Annotated in this window: 19 protein-coding genes; 8 read left to right on the top strand and 11 right to left on the bottom strand. The window is 51.8% G+C overall.

The genetic code is table 11. The features are described 5' to 3' along the window. Positions 1 to 3,903 carry an ATP-dependent RNA helicase HrpA gene (gene hrpA / locus OGW17_RS08640; protein WP_047463604.1) on the bottom strand — a complete coding sequence of 1,301 codons (3,903 nt, stop codon included), beginning with the start codon at positions 3,901 to 3,903 and terminating at the stop codon, positions 1 to 3. A 201-nt stretch (positions 3,904 to 4,104) separates the two neighbouring features. On the opposite strand from hrpA, the gene azoR reads away from it, so the two are divergent. Then, positions 4,105 to 4,710 (top strand): FMN-dependent NADH-azoreductase, encoded by a 606-nt coding sequence (azoR, locus tag OGW17_RS08635; RefSeq protein ID WP_012132314.1) that lies wholly within the window; start codon positions 4,105 to 4,107, stop codon positions 4,708 to 4,710. A gap of 72 nt (positions 4,711 to 4,782) precedes the next feature. On the opposite strand, the gene OGW17_RS08630 is transcribed toward azoR, so the two are convergent. From OGW17_RS08630 to OGW17_RS08595, 8 genes are all read right to left on the bottom strand, one after another. Beyond that, entirely contained in the window at positions 4,783 to 5,652 is an 870-nt protein-coding gene (locus OGW17_RS08630; protein ID WP_047463600.1) for an aldo/keto reductase family oxidoreductase, read from the bottom strand. A 106-nt stretch (positions 5,653 to 5,758) separates the two neighbouring features. Then, a complete protein-coding gene (locus OGW17_RS08625; RefSeq protein ID WP_071258358.1) occupies positions 5,759 to 6,082 on the bottom strand; it encodes a YdbL family probable chaperone protein in 324 nt (107 codons plus the stop codon). A gap of 7 nt (positions 6,083 to 6,089) precedes the next feature. Beyond that, positions 6,090 to 6,272, bottom strand: a complete 183-nt coding sequence (locus OGW17_RS08620) for a YnbE family lipoprotein (protein ID WP_012132311.1) — start codon at positions 6,270 to 6,272, stop codon at positions 6,090 to 6,092. Then, positions 6,269 to 8,908, bottom strand: a complete 2,640-nt coding sequence (locus tag OGW17_RS08615; protein ID WP_071258359.1) for a YdbH family protein — start codon at positions 8,906 to 8,908, stop codon at positions 6,269 to 6,271. Before OGW17_RS08615 ends, OGW17_RS08620 begins: the two co-directional genes overlap by 4 nt. A 344-nt stretch (positions 8,909 to 9,252) precedes the next feature. Beyond that, positions 9,253 to 9,696, bottom strand: a complete 444-nt coding sequence (locus OGW17_RS08610; RefSeq protein WP_049011902.1) for a DUF417 family protein — start codon at positions 9,694 to 9,696, stop codon at positions 9,253 to 9,255. 47 nt (positions 9,697 to 9,743) lie between these two features. Further along, a complete protein-coding gene (locus OGW17_RS08605) occupies positions 9,744 to 10,205 on the bottom strand; it encodes a helix-turn-helix transcriptional regulator (protein WP_071258360.1) in 462 nt (153 codons plus the stop codon). 48 nt (positions 10,206 to 10,253) lie between these two features. After that, the gene (locus tag OGW17_RS08600; RefSeq protein WP_114647400.1) at positions 10,254 to 11,276 is read right to left on the bottom strand and encodes a YadA-like family protein; all 1,023 of its coding nucleotides are present in this window, start codon (positions 11,274 to 11,276) and stop codon (positions 10,254 to 10,256) included. A gap of 34 nt (positions 11,277 to 11,310) precedes the next feature. Beyond that, the gene (locus OGW17_RS08595; RefSeq protein ID WP_123907487.1) at positions 11,311 to 11,946 is read right to left on the bottom strand and encodes a hypothetical protein; all 636 of its coding nucleotides are present in this window, start codon (positions 11,944 to 11,946) and stop codon (positions 11,311 to 11,313) included. A 788-nt stretch (positions 11,947 to 12,734) separates the two neighbouring features. Between OGW17_RS08595 and ldhA the strand changes: the two genes are divergently transcribed. Both ldhA and hslJ read left to right on the top strand, forming a co-directional pair. Further along, a complete protein-coding gene (gene ldhA, locus OGW17_RS08590; RefSeq protein WP_071258362.1) occupies positions 12,735 to 13,724 on the top strand; it encodes a D-lactate dehydrogenase in 990 nt (329 codons plus the stop codon). 113 nt (positions 13,725 to 13,837) lie between these two features. Continuing rightward, a complete protein-coding gene (hslJ, locus tag OGW17_RS08585; RefSeq protein ID WP_012132303.1) occupies positions 13,838 to 14,260 on the top strand; it encodes a heat shock protein HslJ in 423 nt (140 codons plus the stop codon). On the opposite strand, the gene OGW17_RS08580 is transcribed toward hslJ, so the two are convergent. Next, complete coding sequence (locus tag OGW17_RS08580; protein WP_012132302.1) at positions 14,257 to 14,523, bottom strand: putative hemolysin; 267 nt, start codon at positions 14,521 to 14,523, stop codon at positions 14,257 to 14,259. The two genes, hslJ and OGW17_RS08580, sit on opposite strands and share 4 nt — an antisense overlap. A 275-nt stretch (positions 14,524 to 14,798) precedes the next feature. Between OGW17_RS08580 and nifJ the strand changes: the two genes are divergently transcribed. The 5 genes from nifJ to ttcA all read left to right on the top strand — a co-directional run bounded on the left by nifJ (position 14,799) and on the right by ttcA (position 21,835). Then, complete coding sequence (nifJ, locus tag OGW17_RS08575; protein WP_071258363.1) at positions 14,799 to 18,323, top strand: pyruvate:ferredoxin (flavodoxin) oxidoreductase; 3,525 nt, start codon at positions 14,799 to 14,801, stop codon at positions 18,321 to 18,323. A 364-nt stretch (positions 18,324 to 18,687) separates the two neighbouring features. Further along, entirely contained in the window at positions 18,688 to 19,812 is a 1,125-nt protein-coding gene (ompC, locus tag OGW17_RS08570; protein ID WP_071258364.1) for a porin OmpC, read from the top strand. A 140-nt stretch (positions 19,813 to 19,952) separates the two neighbouring features. Beyond that, positions 19,953 to 20,171, top strand: a complete 219-nt coding sequence (locus OGW17_RS08565) for a KTSC domain-containing protein (RefSeq protein ID WP_012132297.1) — start codon at positions 19,953 to 19,955, stop codon at positions 20,169 to 20,171. Between the two features lie 75 nt (positions 20,172 to 20,246). Next, positions 20,247 to 20,681 carry a universal stress protein UspF gene (gene uspF, locus OGW17_RS08560; protein ID WP_012132296.1) on the top strand — a complete coding sequence of 145 codons (435 nt, stop codon included), beginning with the start codon at positions 20,247 to 20,249 and terminating at the stop codon, positions 20,679 to 20,681. Between the two features lie 218 nt (positions 20,682 to 20,899). After that, on the top strand, positions 20,900 to 21,835 hold the full coding sequence (ttcA, locus tag OGW17_RS08555) for a tRNA 2-thiocytidine(32) synthetase TtcA (protein ID WP_071258365.1): 936 nt from the start codon (positions 20,900 to 20,902) through the stop codon (positions 21,833 to 21,835). Between the two features lie 81 nt (positions 21,836 to 21,916). Here the strand turns inward: ttcA and dbpA are convergent, their stop codons facing one another. Further along, entirely contained in the window at positions 21,917 to 23,290 is a 1,374-nt protein-coding gene (gene dbpA / locus OGW17_RS08550) for an ATP-dependent RNA helicase DbpA (protein WP_071258366.1), read from the bottom strand. Positions 23,291 to 23,303 lie beyond the last annotated feature (13 nt).

Below are 23,303 nucleotides of genomic sequence, written 5' to 3'. Positions count from 1 at the left end.
CTACAGGCTGATTTGCTCCATCGCCTGTAAAATGCGTTTATCGGAGATCGGGTACGGCGTGCCGAGCTGTTGTGCAAAGTAGCTGACGCGCAGCTCCTCAATCATCCAGCGGATTTCTTTGACGTCGTCGTCATCACGGCGGGCTGGCGGCAGCTTGTTAATCCACTGCTGCCAGGCCTGCTGCACGCTTTCGATTTTCAGCATCTGCGCCCTGTCACGGTGCGGATCGACCGCCAGTTTCTCCAGCCGTTTTTCAATCGCCTGCAAATAGCGCAGCGTATCGCCGAGGCGCTTAAAGCCGTTGCCAGTGACAAAACCGCGATACACCAGCCCGCCCATTTGCGCTTTGATATCAGACAGCCCCAGCGCCATCGTCATATCCACGCGTCCTTTCAGACGTTTGTTGATCGTGAACACGGCGGTCAGGATCTGCTCGACCTGCTTCGCGATATCGACAACGGTGTCGTTCAGCTCAGCGCGCACCTTCTCATGCAGCGCGGCAAAAGCCTCTTCCGTCCATACCGGGCCGCCATTGGCGTCGATCAGCTTGTCCACGCCGCAGGAGATGCAGTCGTCAATCAACTCCAGCACTTTGCCATACGGGTTAAAGTACAGACCGAGCTTGGCTTTGTTCGGCAGTTTTTCGTGCAGATACTTAATCGGCGACGGAATATTCAGCAGCAGCAAGCGGCGTAAACCGCACCACATTGCCTGTTGCTGCTCCAGCGGATTGTCGAACAGCCTGATGGCGACGCTATCACGCTCATCGACCAGCGCAGGCCACGCCTTCACTTTGTAATTGCCGCGTTTCTGCTCATAGCTTTCCGGCAGCTGACCGAAACTCCAGATGTGCAGCCCACTCTGCTCGATGCCGTCATCAGCCACCGCCGAGAGCGTCTCCTGGACTTTCCCTTTCAGCGCCTCTTTCAGCCCCTGCAAAGCGCGCCCTTCCTGCAACTTCTTGTTTTTGTCATCCACCACGCGGAAGGTGATCTTCAGATGATCGGGCACCTGATCCCAGTGCCAGTCTTCGCGATCTACCGTCACGCCGGTCATCCGCCGCAATTCACGCTCCAGCGCATCCAGCAACGGTAGCTCCAGCGGCGTTACGCGACCTAAAAACGCTTCGGCATAGTTCGGCGCCGGAACAAAGTTCCGTCGTACCGGTTTCGGCAGCGATTTAATCAGCGCAATCACCAGCTCACGGCGCAGACCTGGAATTTGCCATTCAAACCCGGACTCTTCCACCTGGTTTAACAACGGAAGCGGGATATGGACGGTGACGCCGTCAGCGTCGGCGCCCGGTTCAAACTGATAGCTCAGCCGCAGCTTAAGATTTCCCTGGTGCCAGAAGTTCGGGTAATCCAGCTTGCTGATTTTTTCCGCGCCCTCTTTGATGAGCATACTCTTTTCAAAGTTGAGCAGATCCGGCGTTTCACGGCTGACTTTTTTCCACCAGTTGTCGAAGTGGCGCGCGGAGATCACGTCATGACTGATGCGCTGGTCGTAGAACTCAAACAGCGTCTCATCATCGACCAGAATGTCGCGACGGCGCGATTTGTGCTCCAGCTCTTCCACTTCCGCACGCAGCTTCAGGTTGTCGCGGAAGAAGGCGTGGCGCGTCTGCCAGTCGCCCTCTACCAGCGCATGACGAATAAACAACTCGCGACACAGCGCCGGATCGATCTGGCTGTAATTCACCTTCCGCGCGGCCACTATCGGCAGACCGTACACGGTCACTTTCTCCGTCGCCATCACCGCGCCCTGCGCCCGTTCCCAGTGCGGTTCGCTGTAAGAACGCTTAATCAGATGCTGGGCAACCGGTTCCACCCACTCGGGATCGATGCGCGCCGCAATGCGCCCCCACAGGCGGCTGGTTTCCACCAGTTCTGCGACCATCGCCCACTTCGGCGGCTTCTTGAACAAACCGGAACCTGGGAAGATGGAGAAACGGGCGTTGCGCGCGCCGGTATACTCCTGCTTGTCGGCATCTTTCATCCCGATATGCGACAGCAGCCCGGTCAGCAGCGCGATATGCACTTCACGGTATTGCGCCGGTTCGCTGTTTACCGGAATACCCAGCTCTTTCACCACCTGGCGCAATTGGGTGTAGATATCCTGCCATTCGCGCACGCGCAGATAGTTCAGGTAATCAGTGCGACACAAGCGGCGGAACTGGTTCGACGACAGCGCTTTCTGCTGCTCGCCGAGGTAATTCCACAGATTCACAAAGGCGAGGAAGTCAGACTCTTTATCGTGGAAACGACGGTGCTTCTCATCGGACGCCTGCTGTTTATCCATCGGGCGCTCACGCGGGTCCTGAATAGACAGCGCGGAGGTGATGATCATCGCCTCACGCACGCAGCCGTGTTTCTGCGCTTCCAGCACCATCCGCGCCAGACGCGGGTCTACCGGCAGCTGCGACAACTGGCGTCCTGAAGGCGTCAGTTTATAAGCCGTTTGCTGCTCATCGGTCGTAATCGCCCCAAGCTCTTCCAGCAGACGCACGCCGTCCTGAATGTTGCGTTTATCCGGCGCTTCAACAAACGGGAATGCGGCGATATCGCCCAGCCCCAGCGCCGTCATTTGCAAAATAACCGAAGCCAGGTTGGTACGCAGAATCTCCGGGTCGGTAAATTCCGGGCGCGACAGGAAGTCATCTTCCGAATACAGACGGATGCAGATCCCTTCCGACACACGTCCACAGCGGCCTTTACGCTGGTTAGCGGAAGCCTGTGAAACCGGTTCAATCGGCAGCCGCTGCACTTTGGTACGGTAGCTGTAGCGACTGATGCGCGCAGTGCCGGGATCGATAACGTACTTAATGCCCGGTACGGTCAGCGAGGTTTCCGCCACGTTAGTCGCCAGCACGATGCGACGTCCGCTGTGCGACTGGAACACGCGGTTCTGCTCGCTGTTAGAGAGGCGTGCATACAGCGGCAATACTTCGGTATGGCGCAAATTGAGTTTATTGAGCGCATCGGCGGTATCACGGATTTCGCGTTCGCCGCTCATAAAGATCAGGATATCGCCGGGACTTTCACGCCCCAGTTCATCCACCGCGTCAAAAATCGCCTGAAGCTGATCGCGCTCGGTATCGTCCGCTTCTTCGACAATCGGACGATAGCGCACTTCAACCGGGTACGTTCTGCCGGAAACTTCAATGATCGGCGCATTGTTAAAATGACGCGAGAAGCGCTCCGGGTCGATGGTCGCGGAGGTGATGATGATTTTCAGATCCGGGCGACGCGGCAACAGCTCTTTCAGGTAGCCAAGCAGAAAATCGATATTCAGGCTGCGCTCGTGCGCTTCATCAATGATGATGGTGTCGTACTGCATCAGCAGCCTGTCCTGCTGGATTTCCGCCAGCAGGATACCGTCCGTCATCAGCTTAACCATCGTGTTGTCGCTGACGTGATCGCTGAAACGGACTTTATAACCGATGCAGCCGCCCGGTTCCGTTTGCAACTCTTCGGCAATACGGTTGGCAACGGTACGCGCCGCCAGACGACGCGGCTGCGTATGGCCGATCAGCCCTTTAATACCGCGCCCCAGCTCCATACAAATTTTCGGCAGCTGCGTGGTTTTACCCGAGCCGGTCTCCCCCGCCACAATCACCACCTGGTGGTCGCGAACGGCCTCCAGGATGGCCTGTTTTTTCTGGCTGACAGGCAGATTTTCTGGATACGTTATTTCCGGTCTGGCGGCTTCGCGCAGCACAATTTTACCTGCTGCCTGTTCAATCTCTTTCGCCATCTCCAGGAGAATGGCCTGTTGTGCATCAGGTTTTTTAACCTTCTTCACGCCATGCAGGCGGCGGGCAAAGCGCTGCCTGTCACGCAGCATCAGCGTATCCAGCTGTTGCTGAAGTGCGGCGAAGGTGATTTTCTGTTGTTCTGTCATAGCATTAGAGGGCAGTGCTCTGCCGGGTAAAATCTCTTTTTAATGATTGGTATAGAGTACCACATCGGCGCTTTTCGTGTGTTGTTCAATAATTTCGAACATAGGATTCGATATATTGCGCTATCTCTGCGACAGGATTGTGAATAGAGTGTCAACAAGCAACGGGGCTCACCCCATTCAAACACATAAAAGGAAACACCCATGAGCAAAGTATTAGTTCTTAAATCCAGTATTCTGGCAGGGTACTCTCAGTCTGGTCAGTTGTCTGATTATTTTGTTGAACAGTGGCGCGAAAAGCATCCTGCGGATGCGATCACCGTGCGCGACCTGGCCGCGAATCCTGTTCCGGTACTGGATGGCGAACTGGTGGGTGCCCTGCGCCCGAGCGACGCTCCGCTGACTCCGCGTCAACAGGACGCGCTGGCGTTGTCCGACGAGCTGATCGCGGAACTGCAAGCGCACGATGTGATCGTCATTGCGGCGCCGATGTACAACTTCAACATCCCGACTCAGTTGAAAAACTATTTTGACCTGGTTGCCCGCGCGGGCGTCACCTTCCGTTACACTGAGAAAGGGCCGGAAGGTCTGGTGACCGGTAAACGTGCGGTGATTCTCTCCAGCCGTGGCGGTATCCACAAAGATACGCCGACAGACCTGATCGCGCCGTACCTGAAAGTCTTCCTGGGCTTTATTGGTATCACCGACGTGAACTTCGTGTTTGCTGAAGGGATTGCTTACGGCCCGGAAGTCGCGGCCAAAGCGCAGTCTGATGCCAAAGCGGCGATTGACAGCGTTGTTGCTGCATAAGATTTTTCATCGCTAATTTGCCTCATCCGGCCTGCAAGGGGTGTCATCCTCCCGCAGGCCGGATAACCTCCATCAGGCATTCATGCCATTCAGCACCGCAAGAACCTCATCCGAAAGTTGCAAATCCCCTGCCGCCATATTTTCACGCAAATGCGTCACTGACGACGTTCCCGGAATTAACAGGATATTGGCTGAACGTTGCAGCAACCATGCCAGCGCTACCTGCATTGGCGTCGCATTCAGGCTGGCGGCAACGTCGGAGAGCGTTGATGACTGCAACGGCGTAAACCCGCCCAGCGGGAAGAACGGCACATAAGCGATACCCTCGCCCGCCAGCGCGTCAATAAGTGCGTCATCCTGGCGATGGGCAATGTTGTACTCATTTTGCACACAAACAATTTCGGCAATCTTCCTCGCCTCAGCCACCTGGTTCGCGGTGACATTGCTCAGACCGATATGCTTCACCAGCCCCTGCTGCTGAAGTTCAGCCAGCACGCTAAAACTCTCTTCGATAGATCCTTCATGCGGGCCATGACCGTCGCCGAACATAACGCGCAGGTTGACCACATCCAGCACATCAAGTCCGAGATTACGCAGATTATCGTGAACCGCCTGCTTCAGTTCCGCAGGCGAGAAAGCGGGCAACCACGACGCATCTTCCCCGCGACGGGCGCCAATTTTGGTAACGATCGCCAGATCGTCAGGATACGGATGCAGCGCTTCTCGAATGATTTGGTTCGTAACATGCGGGCCGTAAAAATCGCTGGTATCAATGTGATTCACACCCAGCGAAATCGCCTCCCGAAGCACCGTCAGCGCGACGTGACGATCTCTCGGCGGGCCAAATACACCAGGTCCTGCCAGTTGCATGGCCCCATACCCCAGCCGTTTTACCTGCCGGGAACCGAGAGAAAACGTCGCTGAATTACCGTGACTTGCCATAACTGCCCCTCTTGCTGAATATCGCTTCGGAGCAGACAGTATAGAAACTTACCCTGCAAATTATCGCGCTTTATCATACAAAACAGAAAATACGCACTGTTGCCAGTTACTTTTTCAGCCACTTACCGTTAATGCCCTGCACATACTCACCCGGCTTTGCCCAGTCGACCAGCTTTTGTCCGGCCATTTTCGCCACCTCATCCACCGGAATCTGATGGCTTTTCGCCAGCTGTTGATAACTGGCGCGACGCTCTTTATTAATCTCGCTGACGAGCGAGCGCGTTTCTGGATCGGTTGCCAGCGCCACCAGATAACCATTAAGCGTTTCCCCCACTCGCCCTTGCGTTCTTGCTTCACTCAGGGTCAACGCGATGGCGTTGCAGCTCAATAAACTCAGGATAAGAACGGTCGCTCTAAGCTGTTTTTTCATCATGACCTCAGAACAAATCACTGCGTGACTTCAATAAACTTTCCACGTCCTTATCAACCTTGATATGAATTTCATGCTCAATTTTGACGTTCATATTGATGGTGATCGGTTCCTTCGGCGCTGCAACTTCAATACGCGGCGTACAGCCAGCCAGTAAGAAGAGCGCCAGCATGGCAATCATCGTTTTCATTGTTGTTCCTCACATTCCTTGCCTTCCGGGCAACGGGTTTCCGGCAACGCGGTGTTTTGTTCAAGCCATGCCTGTAAGTTGTCGCCAAAACGCAAACTGCGCCAGAGCGTAAAGACATTTTCTTCATGGGTATAGTTCAGGTTAACCGTGCCGACTTTACCGTCCACATGGCTTTTACCCGTGACCGTCGCCTGCATGGTCAGCACGCCCAGATTGTCCAGATTAATCTTCGTCCACGAACGGGCAATCTCCATATAGCGTAACCAGTTGATTGCCGCGCCCGCCGCCATATTGTCTTTGACGACCGCATCGGCGGTATCTTTATCGATACGCAGCGTCATCGGGCCTGGATTGGTTAACCAGCCGTCTTTAATGATCCATTTTTCATTGCTCAGCCACAGCGGAAGCGCGCCGCTAACCGGGCCGGACATCGCAAATTGTTTGGGATTCACCGCGCTGATCAGTTCGCTGGAAGAGACATTTTGCACCCGCAGCAGTGCCGGATCGTGCTGCGGCATACGTAGCTGTTTCATGATGATTTTGCCGCCCAGCACATCCACGCTCACGTCACTCAGCAATAAAGGATTCTCTTCGCTCCACGGATAGCTTCCCTGGAGATCGGCCGTGATATTTTTCGCGGTGACCTGGTTTACCACCTCTGCGATGCGTAATGACACCGGCCCGCGCGTCCCCAGTTGCCAGGCGCCCTGACTGAAACGGAACGGCAACACAAAATCGACGCCGTTGATTTGGTTGTCCGGCATCCAGGCGCTACCGCCTTTCAGTACGCCGTGTCCACCCGCTTCAAACCCCTGCTCCTCTGCGGCGGAAAAAGCCACCTGCGCGTACAGTTCGCCTGCGCGCAAATTCATTTTCCAGTCAGGAGGCAGCAAGGGCTGGAAGACCGTAACCGACTGTTTTGGCCACCAGGCCTGCCCGCGTAAACGAATGCCGTCCCAGCGCCCATTTACCCGTACTGGCCCAATCGCCCCGGCGTGCAGGTCGCCTTTGAACTGGAATACCGTTGGGTCCGTTCCTTCAACGCTGAATTTGAGCGTTGACGGCGGTAAGACACTGCCGCCGGTGAACACGGTATTGCCCGCATCCAGCGATAACGCGCCGCTGAAGGTCGGGTTCCCGGCATCACGAACCCACACGATCGGTTTATCCAGCACCAGGCGCGGAGACGCCACCGTCATCGTGCCGTATTGCAGTTGATCGAACCCGGTGGACAGGTCGGTAAGCGTGATGGTGTTATCGTGCCATTCTCCTTTCCCGGCGACATCCCAACCGGCGTTCATCGGGGTGAAGCTGCCCTCGCCCCAGTAACGCCACTGCCAGCGCCCCGCATCGGGAAGAAAATCATTCGCCAGCCCATCAAGATGCAGGACAAAGTCGCCCATCTTATTTTCGTGCGCGCGTAAAATTGCCTGTAATCGGCCATCAACTCCGCGTTGGGTAACTTTTACGCCAGCCAGCGGCCAGCGAATTTCGTCAATATCCAGAGAGTCGATCACCCGGCCACGAGAACGCAACAGCGCGCCGGGTTCAAAGGTCAGTTGTGGATCGGCCAGACTGCCGGTGAGCTGTGTCGGCAGTACCGCATAAAAAATCAGATCGCCCTGTTTCGCTTCACCGGTTAAACGCAAGGGCATGTCGCTGTTATCCATACTCAGCTTGCCTGGCCCAATCGTCAGCACCGCATTGCCTTTACCCGCATCGCCTTGCGTCAGAACATTCAACCGACCACTTATCACCGCATTTTCAAGACCTGCCTGCCAGTTATCAATGTTGATCCCCAGACGTCCGCTCAGCGGAAAGCCCTGATACGGCCAGTTCCAGCGTCCATCGCTGATGGCAAGTTGCTGGCGAGTAACCTGCCAGGGGAGATCGAGCAGCGGCTCCGGGTTACCGCGCGCCATGACGATCAGCTGTCCGGCGTTGTCCCGCCACTCCAGTTCCGCATCCACCAGCGACGGTTCCTGCGGCAGGCTCAGCGTTGCGACGGCGTGTCCGTTCACCGGCAGCCCGTCCGGCACCAGAGGCAGCGTAAATTCTCCTTCCAGTTTTACAGGGGGCTGATTTTCGAAGGCGCTCACCTCCAGTTGGCTGACGGTGAAGTTTTGCCCGTGCAGCCGCCCCTGAAAGTTGACCTTCTCGCCCTGATAACGAATCTGTTGGAGGGCTGGCGTCAGCGAAAGCGACAATTTCCCCTGCCATTCCTGCCAGGGAGAAAGAATAAGCCTGTCGATATTAACCCAGGTATCAGGCAGCATAGACTGCCATTCTGCGAGCGTGCGCGGCGCTGCGGGCGATGGTTCAGATTCAGGGAGTTTTGCCAGACAGGCGGAGTCCAGTTCAAGCGTACCGATATTCAGCTGCCAGCGGCTGGGATGGGTGAGTTCCGCGCCGCTCATGCGTGCTAACGGGCAGTCCTTCACCAGATAACGCAGCTCCGGGATATGCAGGCCGTGGCGCGTAAGTTTCGGGCTTTCATCCAGCGCGATACGCGTACCAACCGGTAACCAGATGCCCGCCAGCGTAGGAAGCCACAGGCCAAGCGTCATGAGCAGCGTTAACGGTATAAGGATCAATAATAAAAGTAGCGCGAGAACGGCTTTGTATTTACCCTTCATGGGTAGTTAATATCCTGATTTAGCAAAAATTAAGCCGGTAAGGCTCGTATTGTGGCATGTTTGGGCGCTCAGTTGAAGGCATCGCCCTCACTAAGGATAGATGTTCTGCCGCGACCCAACAATTTTGAGGCCGTCTTAGAAATGATAAAGTTGATGATATAACAGAGCGTTAGTATCCGATCCTTCTGCCATCTCACCATGATGGCGCACATCCGCAGTCAGGCAAACATTTTGTACTGAATTAACTCAGTCTCCTGATTTATTACGGAAAACAGAGGCGCAGAGGACTGACCATTTGCAGATCCTCTGCCAGGGTTCACATTCCTGCCATTCTGTAGCAGCGTTTATACCCGGTATGTTCCATTCCTGAATGCCAGATACCGGGTAAGGTCATATTTCAGCAAAACTGCGCCAGCGCCAATCAAGAGAACATCCTTGATAATGAAGCTGTCAATTTTCCCCAGTTGTGGCAGCAGGCTCAGAGTCGTTACTCCTGTAGTGATAACAATGAGATCGCCTAGTATGCCAACACCAGGTCGGGCGAAGCCAATGATCAACGCAAGAAATGTAATGGTTTCCATAACGCCAAGGAAATAACTTCCCCCGTGGACACCAAAAATCAAATACAGAATATTGAGCCATGTTGATGAAATCAGAGGCTCCAGGGCCATAACTTCAAAATCAAACCATTTATAAGTACCAAACAACATAAATACACCGATAACACTCAGGCGAAGAATGACGATATCGTAATCTGAGCGAATAAATCGATTAATGAAATTCTTCATTCATATTCTCCGGGAAGATAATAATGAGATGCCAGCCAGATTTTATCTCAGATGAGAAATATCAGTTCAAAAAAAGCATTCTGATCAATGCCGTTACTTTTAAATGGCAGGTGCATTCCATTTTTTAAACCGATTTTTTTCTTGATATTGTAAATATGTGAATATACTGTTTTCTTACTTCGACCTCTCACCCTGGCGATTTGCTCTACACTAAAGTGTTTATAGTATAAAAGGAAAGCGATAATTCTTTCATTATGTGTTAATGATTTACCTTGGTCATTCAAACAAGATCCATGCTTCATATTGCAAGGCTCTGACTTGCAGGCAAGGTAAAAATCATACCCGTAGAAAAGTATGCTCATGAGTCCGGCGAACTCATTATCACAGATAATAAAATACGTTTCTCTTTCGCTGTTAAAATGTTCAACGCCAAGTGCCTCACACGAGTTGAATAATACTTCAGCGCCTTGCTGAAAATAAAAATCATGCGTCGCGATGATAATTTTCATTATTGCTCCATGAGCAGGGAGTAAAATACCCCCTGCTGTAAGCTTTAATCAGAACTCCAGACTAATACCCGTGTTCCATGAAACGGAATCTCCACCGGCCGCAACTGCCATTTTACCTGCAACATTGTCTGTAAAGCGGTAGCCGATCCCAACGGCTACTGCCTGCTTATCTGAATATCCTCCCAATGCCGCAGTAGCATTAAATTTACCCACGTTATAAGGCTGGAATAAACCTGCAAGCGCCGCATTCTGAGCTGCACTTTCACGAATTTCTTTGCGGTTGTTAGATATCTGTTTTTGCAGACCATTCATTCTGTCTGTCGCCATTTTTTGCCAGGATTCATGAAGATCTAAACGGCGACTATTCTTACTGACCGCAGACTGGTTAGCATTGATTTTTCCAGATAAATATTTGCTGGTCTGAGAAAACTCGCCACGAACAGTTTCCGTATTGCTGTCTATACGCGCGTAAGCATCCTTTTTGACACTGCCGATTTCGCCGCGCAGGGAATCACCCTGCTGCTTAAGCTCGCCACGCACGGCTTTTGCATTACTGTCGGCCCGTGCGTAGGCATCCCTTTTGGCGCTGCCGATTTCACCACGCAGGGAATCGCCCTGCTGCTTAAGCTCGCCACGCACGGCTTTTGCATTACTGTCGGCCCGTGCGTAGGCATCCCTTTTGGCGCTGCCGATTTCACCGCGCAGAACATCCTTTTGTTCATCCAGTTCTTTATTAACCTTCCCAACGCTTACGGTCACGTCCTGTTTCACCGTATTTATTGCGTCCCGCTGTGAAGCCAGCGAGCGATTTTGAGCATTAATTTGTTCATTAATATAATTTTTCGTCGTATTTGCAGCATCATTTACACGCCCATTTACATATCTAACCACCTCGTTTCGATAATTCTCCCCTTTTTGAGAAAGAGATCGGGCTAATTCGATCAGTTCATTATTTAGTTCTCCCCTGGTAATTGTTTTGTTGGGATCGATCTGCTCTTCTGCCCAACTGATATTGCTTAGAGCACCAAACAAAACCACACCTAACATAGAGGCCATAACATTCTTATGCATGTAAACACCCTTAAATTAAAATTAGGAACAATTTTTATCTATTGCAGAAATAAACAGACTCAACCAGAGAACAACAATCTGGAATTCGCCATCTTTTGCGTAGGAAGTTTTCAATCAACCAGACTTGCCTGATTCCAACTTTTAAATTAATTGCTATCATCTCTCGACTGAAGCCAGAAAGTATTAGTGCAAGAACACTTTTAGACAGCTTCGATAACCTCCCGGAAGAAAGTCGCGCATGTGTTATTTCATTAAGTAAAGGTACTGTATCCGTAAGATATGCTGTATCCTGAACAGATTCTTTCCTTAGTAAAACAGGAGGAAGAAAATAAATTACACGCTGTATTGTTTTATCGTGGTGTTTTACACCGCTTCTCCCTTCAATAGTGAAGTAGTTAAAAAACTCAGCAATGGTCTCATCCACAGGCAAAAAATAGCCATGCTTAAATATCAATGCTGCGCACGGGTAACATTCCCGAACATGCAGCCAGAAACTCAAAAATAAAGACGGCCGCCCATATATTACGACAGTAGCTGAAGGATACCTGTGAAGCTGCTCCAGTAGACTACATGTAGAGCAGGCATTTTCAGTTATTGAAATTGGTTTATTCAATAAGGTTATCTTGCTTACTGTTCCAGGCTTATTCATCGACAGATTCATCGCGTACATTTTTATTCCATTAAAAAGTCGCTACGATACTGCGCGCAGTCATAATAACACCTCCAACTTAACTTAGCCGGATAAGACAGGATTTAACATGCTGTGTTGTTAATAGTATGTATTAAGTTACGGCAATATCACCCCTCCACTCTTGTTTGTATTAAACGTGTTAATAAAAATCACGAGGATTCAAGTTAAAATAACAAAACTAATTTCTTGGTTAAATTATGCTTATTTGGAATCCTTTGACAATCCCTTGATAAACGGGATAACAGGAGCATATCAACGCCTGTTTAAATAAGTGCAAAAAATAAAAGGGAAATTACTGCTGGTCACACCAGACAGGACAATTGGTGAAATTTACAGAAATGTGATAAATATCACAGCAAATGAAAAAGTTCATGAAATTCATCATGGAATGGAGCGATGGGCGGAGCAATTATCAATTTTTGTCAATCAATTGAAGCGATAGGTGATTTCGTATGAAAGTGAGGGTTTGCAGGTTATGTCTGTCGGTTGTTCGACGTTACGAACGTCTGTCAGACTGATTCGCTACAGAAAGAATACGTCAGTCTGTGGAAGCGTAACTGACCCACTGATAAGGCGTGGGTTCAGAATGACCGAAAGGGAAATATGTGTTAAAGAAAGTTGTTTAATTTTAGTATGATAGGTGCCTTAAGAAGAGATGTTCTAAAATTATTCATTATGTCATGGTCACGCCTATCAATTATTTTTTAAATTTTGTAAGATAATTTTAATTGATTCAATGTTATTCCACCATCGCTGGAGAAAGTCTTATGAAACTCGCAGTTTACAGTACAAAGCAGTACGACAAGAAGTACCTGCAACATGTTAACGAGTCCTTTGGTTTTGAACTTGAATTTTTTGACTTTCTGCTGACTGAAAAAACGGCAAAAACCGCCAACGGTTGCGAGGCGGTATGCATCTTCGTTAACGACGACGGCAGCCGCCCGGTTCTGGAAGAGCTGAAAAAGCACGGCGTAAAATACATTGCGCTGCGTTGCGCTGGCTTCAATAACGTCGATCTGGACGCCGCAAAAGAGCTGGGTCTGCAAGTCGTGCGCGTCCCGGCCTATTCTCCTGAAGCCGTCGCCGAACATGCGATTGGTATGATGATGACGCTGAACCGTCGCATTCATCGCGCTTATCAACGTACCCGTGATGCAAACTTTTCACTGGAAGGTCTGACCGGTTTTACCATGCACGGTAAAACGGCTGGCGTGATCGGGACGGGCAAGATCGGCGTCGCCGCACTGCGTATTCTGAAAGGTTTTGGTATGCGACTGCTGGCGTTTGATCCTTACCCAAGCGCCGCCGCGCTGGAGCTTGGCGTGGAGTATGTCGATCTGCCGACGCTGTTTGCGGAATCTGATGTCATTTCTCTGCATTGCCCGCTGACAGCTGAAAACTACCATTTGCTTAATCATGCCGCGTTCGATCAGATGAAAAACGGGGTGATGGTGATCAACACCAGTCGTGGGGCGTTGATTGATTCGCAGGCGGCAATTGAAGCGCTGAAAAACCAGAAGATTGGCTCACTGGGGATGGATGTCTATGAAAACGAACGCGATCTGTTCTTTGAGGACAAGTCCAACGATGTGATTCAGGATGACGTATTCCGTCGTCTGTCTGCCTGCCATAACGTGCTATTCACCGGGCACCAGGCTTTCCTGACCGCGGAAGCGTTGACCAGCATCTCGGAAACCACTCTGCAAAATCTGGAACAGCTCTCAAAAGGTGAAACCTGCCCGAACGTCCTGTTCTGACCCTTCTGCTCCCCTGCGTTCAGGGGAGCACTTTCAGATAATCCCCGATGATATACCAGGCTATATCATTACAATTATGAATGATTTCCCGTCAGCAAATGTAGAGAGTTTTAATGAAGAAGATCGTCGCACTGGTTGCACTCAGCATGCTTATGGCAGGCTGCGTCAGCAATGGAAAAGTCTCCGTTAACCGTGATCAGCTACAGCATCACCGTTTTGTTCTGGAGAGTGTAAACGGGAAACCAGTCGCTGCGGGAAAGAACGCCCCGGAGTTAAGCTTCGGTGAAAAAATGACGGTTTCCGGCCGCATGTGCAACCGCTTCAGTGGCCAGGGCAAGCTGTCTGATGGCGAGCTGAAAGTCAAAGACATGGCGATGACGCGTATGATGTGCGCCGACCCGCAGTTAAATGAACTGGATCACACCATTAGCGCGATGCTCAAACAAGGCGCGCAGGTCGACTTAACGGCTAACCAGTTGACGCTGGCGACCGCAGAACAAACGCTGATGTTCCGACTGGCTGATTTAGTGCATTAATAGCTGCCGCAGCTCCCAGCGGCGAGCGACTGTTCACTACAGCGTTTGCCGTTGGGTAATGCGCACATGCCGATCGCCGATCCGTCAAGCTGACGGGCAACAGAGAGCGACCCGCCAATCATGGCGCAGTTGGCTTCCCCGGAACTGGACATTGCCGCCTTTAACCCCGGCGCAACATGCGCTGCCGTCGCCTGCTGAACAGGCTCATTACTACAGGCCGACAATAATAACGCGGCACACCCCACTAAAAACGCTGCGCGCATCTCTCTCCCCTCTGAACGTTAGCCAAAACGACACCGCCATAAATAATAGGCAGGCTACCCTGCGTCGTCGAGAGGCAAACTGCCCATTTATGCGGTTCATTGACATTTTTTAGCAATTTTTTTGCCCTCTCTTTGATCAAATCATTCATTCCCTCTATTCCAGGGACACAAAAGCGAAAATGGTAGAGATCGGGGTTTGCTAAAATAGAGAGATAACTATCAGGGCCCGCCGATGTTTCGCGAGTCCCTCTTTTTGTGCAATGTAAGGGTGTCATATGATCACTATTGACGGTAATGGCGCGGTTGCTTCGGTCGCATTCCGTACCAGCGAAGTTATCGCCATCTACCCAATTACGCCCAGTTCGACAATGGCTGAGCAGGCGGATGCCTGGGCCGGAAACGGGCTTAAGAACGTCTGGGGCGATACCCCTCGCGTCGTAGAAATGCAGTCGGAAGGCGGCGCCATCGCCACCGTTCACGGGGCATTACAGACCGGCGCGCTCTCGACCTCATTTACCTCATCTCAGGGCCTGCTGCTGATGATCCCAACGTTGTACAAACTGGCGGGACAGCTCACGCCGTTTGTACTTCACGTCGCCGCACGCACCATTGCTACTCATGCCTTGTCTATTTTTGGCGATCACTCTGATGTGATGGCGGTTCGCCAGACCGGCTGCGCCATACTGAGCGCCGGTAGCGTTCAGGAAGCGCAGGATTTCGCGCTCATTTCGCAGATTGCCACGCTGAAAAGCCGCGTGCCATTTATTCATTTCTTTGATGGTTTCCGTACCTCGCATGAAATCAATAAAATTGTGCCGCTGGCAGATGACACCATTCTGAAACTGATGCCGCAGGCTGAAATTGACGCGCACCGCTCCCGCGCGCTCAATCCTGAACATCCGGTGATTCGCGGCACGTCTGCCAACCCGGATACCTACTTCCAGTCCCGTGAAGCCACGAACCCGTGGTACAACGCGGTTTATGACCACGTTGAACAGGCAATGAATGATTTCGCCGGGGCCACCGGTCGCCAGTACAAGCCGTTTGAATACTATGGCTATCCGCAGGCGGAACGCGTCATTATTCTGATGGGTTCCGCAATCGGCACCTGTGAGGAAGTGGTGGACGAGCTGCTGGCGCGCGGCGAAAAAGTGGGCGTACTGAAAGTCCGTCTGTTCCGTCCGTTCTCAGCAAAACATTTATTACAGGCGCTGCCGGAAACCGTACGTACCGTCGCCGTACTGGATCGCACCAAAGAGCCTGGCGCACAGGCCGAACCGCTGTATCTGGATGTGATGACCGCGCTGGCGGAGGCATTCAACAGCGGCGAGAGAGAAACCTTACCGCGGGTGATCGGCGGGCGCTATGGTCTCTCCTCAAAAGAGTTTGGCCCCGATTGCGTGCTGGCTGTTTTCAACGAACTGGCGAGCGCCAGACCCAAATCCCGCTTCACGGTTGGCATCTATGATGATGTCACTAATCTGTCTCTGCCCCTGCCGGAAAACACCCTGCCCGGTACAGCGAAGCTGGAAGCGCTATTTTACGGTCTGGGCAGCGACGGCAGCGTTTCTGCAACCAAAAACAACATCAAGATTATTGGTAACTCCACGCCGTGGTATGCACAGGGTTACTTCGTCTATGACTCGAAGAAAGCTGGCGGGCTGACGGTCTCTCACCTGCGCGTCAGCGAGCAGCCGATTCGTTCCGCTTACCTGGTGGCGCAGGCTGATTTTGTCGGCTGCCACCAGTTGCAGTTTATTGATAAGTATCAGATGGTGGAACGTCTGAAACCAGGCGGTATTTTCCTGCTCAATACGCCGTACAACGCAGATGAAGTCTGGGCACGTCTGCCGCAGGAAGTTCAGGCGGTGCTGAACCAGAAAAAAGCGCGGTTCTTTGTGATTAACGCGGCTAAAATCGCCCGCGAATGCGGGCTGGCGGCACGTATTAATACCGTGATGCAGATGGCCTTCTTCCACCTGACGCAGATTCTGCCTGGCGATAGCGCGCTGGCGGAATTACAGGGGGCGATAGCGAAAAGCTACAGCAGTAAAGGCCAGGAGCTGGTTGAGCGTAACTGGCAGGCGCTGGCGCTGGCGCGCGAATCGGTAACAGAAGTTCCGTTGCAGGCGGTGGACCCGCACAGCGCAAATCGTCCTCCGGTGGTGTCTGACGCAGCGCCCGATTTCGTTAAAACGGTTACAGCCGCCATGCTCGCCGGGCTTGGTGACGCCCTGCCCGTTTCAGCGTTGCCGCCAGACGGCACCTGGCCGATGGGGACGACCCGTTGGGAAAAACGCAACATCGCCGAAGAGATCCCTATCTGGAAAGAAGAGCTGTGTACCCAGTGTAACCACTGTGTCGCCGCCTGCCCGCATTCGGCGATCCGCGCTAAAGTGGTTTCGCCGGAAGCAATGGAGAACGCCCCGGCCAGTCTGCACTCGCTGGATGTGAAATCACGCGATATGCGTGGTCAGAAATACGTGTTGCAGGTAGCGCCGGAAGACTGCACGGGTTGTAACCTGTGTGTTGAAGTTTGCCCGGCGAAAGACCGCCAGAACCCTGAAATCAAGGCCATCAATATGATGTCCCGCCTTGAACATGTCGAAGAAGAAAAAGTGAATTATGACTTCTTCCTCAATCTGCCGGAAATCGACAAGAGCAAGCTGGAGCGTATTGATATTCGCACCTCTCAGCTGATCACGCCGCTGTTCGAATACTCCGGCGCCTGCTCCGGTTGTGGTGAAACGCCGTATATCAAGCTGCTGACTCAGCTGTATGGCGACCGCATGTTAATTGCCAACGCGACCGGCTGTTCTTCTATTTATGGCGGTAACCTGCCTTCAACGCCTTACACCACCGATGCCAACGGTCGCGGCCCCGCATGGGCGAACTCGCTGTTTGAAGATAACGCCGAATTCGGTCTGGGCTTCCGCCTGACGGTTGATCAACATCGCGTGCGCGTCATGCGCCTGCTGGAACAGTTCGCCGATCGCATCCCAACGGATTTAAACGACGCATTGCACGCCGACGCGACGCCGGAAGTTCGTCGTGAACAGGTCGCCGCATTACGCCAGCATCTGAAAGATGTCGACGGCGCGCATGAACTGTTAACCGATGCCGATGCGCTGATTGAGAAATCAATCTGGCTGATTGGCGGTGACGGCTGGGCCTACGATATTGGCTTTGGCGGTCTGGATCATGTGCTGAGCCTGACCGAGAACGTCAATATTCTGGTTCTGGACACGCAGTGTTATTCCAATACCGGCGGGCAGGCGTCGAAGGCGACGCCGCTTGGCGCGGTCACGAAGTTTGGCGAACACGGCAAGCGCAAAGCGCGTAAGGATCTGGGTGTAAGCATGATGATGTACGGTCATGTGTATGTCGCGCAGATCTCGCTGGGCGCGCAGTTAAACCAGACGGTGAAAGCAATCCAGGAAGCGGAAGCGTATCCGGGGCCATCGCTGATCATTGCGTACAGTCCATGTGAAGAACACGGCTACGACCTGGCGCTGAGCCACGATCAGATGCGTCAGTTAACGGCTACCGGCTTCTGGCCACTGTACCGCTTTGACCCGCGTCGCGCCGATGAGGGTAAACTGCCGCTGGCGCTAGATTCCCGTCCACCGTCAGACGCGCTGGCAGAGACGCTGCTCAACGAGCAACGCTTCCGCCGCCTGAATGCACAGCAGCCAGACGTTGCTGAACAGCTCTGGAAGGATGCGACGGCGGATCTGCAAAAACGCTATGACTTCCTTGCTCAACTGGCAGGCAAAGCGGAAAAGAGCGGTGCTGAATAATACGGCTGTTTGAGTATTCGTCAGAACGAAAAAAAGCCCGAACCAAGGTTCGGGCTTGTCAATTCATTCGCTGGAAGATCAGTACTTATCGCAATGGCCCAACGAAAAAAGCAAAATGTGACAATAAAGGCATATAACCCGCGCAGAATATCGCAACAAAATTAAATTGTATAATTTTTATTTTATATGTTTTATTAAAAAACATTCATGTCAATTATCATCATTTCTGTAGAATTATTTAATTAAGATTTTACTTAAGACGTAACAATTCATATTTATCTCTTTACGGAACTTCTCCTTTAGCATGATTTCACTTCCCTTATGGGGAGTCACAGGTAAATAAAAAAACTAAAGGGTTATTTCAATGAAAAGAAAAGTACTGGCTCTCGTAATCCCTGCCCTGTTAGCAGCAGGCGCGGCCCACGCCGCTGAAGTTTATAATAAAGACGGCAATAAATTAGATCTCTATGGCAAAGTAGACGGTCTGCATTATTTCTCTGATGACGCAAATTCTGACGGCGATCAAACATACATGCGTATGGGTTTCAAAGGTGAAACTCAGGTTAACGATATGATCACGGGTTACGGCCAGTGGGAATATCAGGTTCAGGCTAACGGTACCGAAGGTGATAAAGGTGACTCCTGGACTCGTCTGGCATTCGCAGGTATTAAAGTCGGTGACTATGGTTCATTCGACTACGGCCGTAACTACGGCGTACTGTACGACGTGGAAGGCTGGACCGATATGCTGCCAGAATTCGGCGGCGACTCTTATACCAAAGCAGACAACTTCATGACCGGTCGTGCTAACGGCGTAGCAACCTACCGTAATACCGACTTCTTCGGTCTGGTGGATGGTCTGAGCTTTGCGCTGCAATATCAGGGGGCGAATGAAAACCAGGTTACCAACGAGCAGGAAGGTACGGGCAACGGCGGTGACCGTAACGTGAAAAACTCCAACGGCGACGGCTTCGGTATCTCTTCAACTTACGATCTGGGTATGGGCGTCAGCTTCGGTGCGGCATATACCACTTCCGACCGAACGAATCAGCAAGCAAATCACTCCACTGCTGGCGGTGATAAAGCAGATGCGTGGACTGCTGGCCTGAAATATGACGCTAACAACATCTATCTGGCGACCATGTATTCTGAAACCCGTAATATGACTCCTTACGGTGGCTCAAACGGCAGTGATAACACCATTGCCAACAAAACCCAGAACTTTGAAGTTACAGCGCAGTACCAGTTCGACTTCGGTCTGCGTCCTGCCGTATCTTTCCTGATGTCTAAAGGTAAGGATCTGGCCGGCGGTGAAGATAAAGACCTGGTTAAATATGCTGACGTAGGCGCGACCTACTACTTCAACAAAAACTTCTCCACTTATGTTGATTACAAAATCAACCTGCTGGATGAAGATGACAGCTTCTACACTCGCAACGATATGTCTACCGACGACGTCGTTGCTCTGGGTATGGTTTACCAGTTCTAAGTCCGTCAGCCCGCTGGCAACAGCGGGCTTTTCTCATAACAACAGTGTTTTATCTATACTAAAACAATATATTTGTTGCGCTAAAACTCTCCATTGATAGATGATATATTGCATAAAATCTGCTGTAGAGGACGCCGGCAATGAACCATCATCCCGTTAAATCATCCCGTATTGCATCCGTCGGCTATGACGAAACCTCCAGCACGCTGGAAATTCGTTTTCATCGAACCGGTACTCTGCAATATCTCGGCGTCCCGTCGCGTATTTTTCGTGATTTTCTTGTCGTAGTTTCTAAAGGCCGCTTTTATGACGGCGTGATCAAAGGGAAATTTCCAGAGCAGAAACCAAACTCACGCTAAAATGTGACTCCTGTCATTGTACATAAAGTGCCATTAAGGGTTAAACTTTAATCGGATACTTAAACAGGAGGTTTTATGAGCAGAACGATTCTTGTGCCCATCGATATTTCAGATTCAGAATTAACTCAACGCGTTATCACCCATGTTGAAGCCGAGGCAAAAATAGATGACGCAGAGGTCCATTTCCTGACCGTTATTCCGTCACTGCCCTATTACGCCTCTTTAGGCCTGGCCTACTCAGCAGAGTTACCGGCTATGGACGATCTGAAAGCCGAAGCAAAATCTCAACTGGAAGAGATTATCAAGAAGTTCAGTATTCCTGCCGACAGAGTACAGATTCATATCGCGGAAGGTTCTCCGAAAGATAAAATTCTGGAAATGGCTAAAAAATTACCGGCAGACATGGTGATTATTGCTTCTCACCGCCCGGACATCACCACGTATCTGCTGGGCTCCAACGCCGCAGCGGTCGTACGCCATGCCGAATGTTCCGTCCTGGTGGTTCGCTAAACGCATCAGCCCGCACGCCGTTGCGGGCTTTTCATATCCACTTTTCAACCCTGCACGCTTACCTGCAACCTGAGGTATAACGGGTATAAATGTGCTGACATTCTTCTCGCCAATCCGTACCATACACGCCACAGTTTTTATATCAGATTTCTTTTGCCGGTCTTTCCGGCGTGATGCATACTTTTCTGATGCCACACAATGAATTGAGCCTCTATTAAATGTCGCAAAATCAATATATTAGCAAGAAAGAACAGTACAACCTGAACAAATTACAAAAACGTCTGCGTCGTAACGTGGGCGAAGCGATTGCTGACTTCAATATGATCGAAGAAGGCGATCGCATCATGGTGTGCCTTTCCGGCGGGAAAGACAGCTATACCATGCTGGAAATTCTGCGTAATTTGCAGCAAAGCGCGCCCGTCAACTTTTCACTGGTCGCCGTTAACCTTGACCAGAAGCAACCGGGTTTTCCCGAACACATTCTGCCGGAATATCTTGAGAACCTGGGCGTAGAGTATAAGATCGTTGAAGAAAACACCTATGGGATCGTTAAAGAGAAAATTCCTGAAGGCAAAACGACCTGCTCTCTGTGCTCCCGACTGCGCCGCGGTATTCTCTACCGCACCGCAACAGAACTGGGTGCAACCAAAATTGCGTTAGGCCACCACCGCGACGATATCCTGCAAACGTTATTCCTGAACATGTTCTACGGCGGGAAAATGAAAGGGATGCCGCCGAAGCTGATGAGCGATGACGGCAAACACATCGTTATCCGCCCGCTGGCCTACTGCCGCGAGAAAGATATTGAGCGTTTTTCAGAAGCCAAAGCGTTCCCGATCATTCCGTGCAACCTGTGCGGGTCGCAGCCAAACCTGCAACGCCAGGTCATCGCCGACATGCTGCGCGACTGGGATAAACGTTATCCAGGGCGTATTGAAACCATGTTCAGCGCGATGCAGAACGTGGTGCCTTCTCATCTGAGCGACATTAATCTTTTTGATTTCAAAGGCATTAATCATGATTCCGACGTAGTAGACGGTGGTGATTTAGCCTTTGACCGCGAAGAGATCCCTCTGCAACCCGCAGGCTGGCAGCCAGAGGAAGACGATAATCAGCTGGATGAACTGCGTCTGAACGTCGTGGAAGTGAAGTAATTTCTGACTCAGCCGGATGGCGACGTAAACGTCTTATCCGGCCTACGATGCGCATAAGCACCTGTAGGCCGGAGCGGGCATTTATTTCAATAAACGAACCCGACAGTTCTTCCCTTTTATCTTTCCGTTCTGCAATTGCTTCCAGGCTTTCTGCGCCACAGGCTGACGAACCGCCACATAGACATGGGCCGGATGTACGGTAATTTTGCCAATATCAGCGCTATCCAGACCAATATCTCCCGTTAATGCTCCCAGCACGTCGCCCGGGCGCATTTTTGCCTTTTTACCGCCATCAATACACAGCGTCACCATTTCAGCTTCCAGCGGTGCAACCGGAACGTTGCCCGGCGGCGTCAGCCAGTTCAGTTTAAGCTGCAACATTTCAGACAGGATATTGGCGCGCTGCGCCTCTTCCGGCGCGCAAAAACTGATCGCCAGACCGCTGTTGCCTGCACGGGCGGTACGACCAATACGGTGTACGTGAACTTCCGGGTCCCACGCCAGCTCGAAGTTTACGACCAGCTCCAGCGACTTGATATCCAGCCCACGCGCGGCGACGTCCGTCGCTACCAGTACGCGTGCGCTACCGTTAGCAAAACGAACCAGCGTCTGGTCACGATCGCGCTGCTCAAGGTCGCCATGCAGCGATAATGCGCTCTGCCCGACAGAATTGAGCGCATCACAAACTGACTGACAATCTTTTTTGGTATTACAGAAAACAACGCATGACGCAGGCTGATGCTGGCTCAGCAGCTTTTGCAGCAGCGGGATTTTCCCCTGCGAAGATGTTTCAAAAAACTGCTGCTCGATAGATGGCAGCGCATCCACCGAATCAATTTCAATCGTCAGTGGATTTTGCTGAACCCGACCGCTGATCGCCGCGATGGCCTCAGGCCAGGTGGCGGAAAACAGCAGAGTCTGACGGCGTGACGGCGCAAAGCGAATCACCTCGTCAATAGCGTCGCTAAAGCCCATATCCAGCATCCTGTCGGCTTCATCCATCACCAGCGTTTGCAGGGCATCCAGAGAAACGGTGCCTTTTTGCAGATGGTCAAGCAGGCGACCCGGCGTCGCGACAATAATGTGCGGCGCATGCTGGAGAGAGTCTCGCTGCGCGCCGAAAGGTTGCCCGCCGCACAACGTCAGGATTTTGGTATTAGGCAGAAAACGCGCCAGACGACGCAGCTCCCCTGCCACCTGATCGGCCAGTTCGCGCGTAGGACAAAGCACCAGCGACTGGGTCTGGAACAGACTGGCATCAATATGCTGTAAAAGCCCGAGACCAAATGCAGCCGTTTTTCCGCTGCCGGTTTTTGCCTGCACGCGCACATCTTTTCCGGCCAGGATCGCCGGTAACGCAGCGGCCTGGACAGGCGTCATCTCAAGATAACCCAACTCGTTAAGATTCTCGAGTTGGGCGGCAGGCAGGACATTCAGAGTAGAAAAAGCGGTCACAATTTAATCTCGC

Source organism: Citrobacter sp. CK181 (genome assembly GCF_030333595.1).
GTDB lineage: Bacteria > Pseudomonadota > Gammaproteobacteria > Enterobacterales > Enterobacteriaceae > Citrobacter_B > Citrobacter_B koseri.
This window is presented reverse-complemented; position numbering and strand designations above follow the sequence as displayed.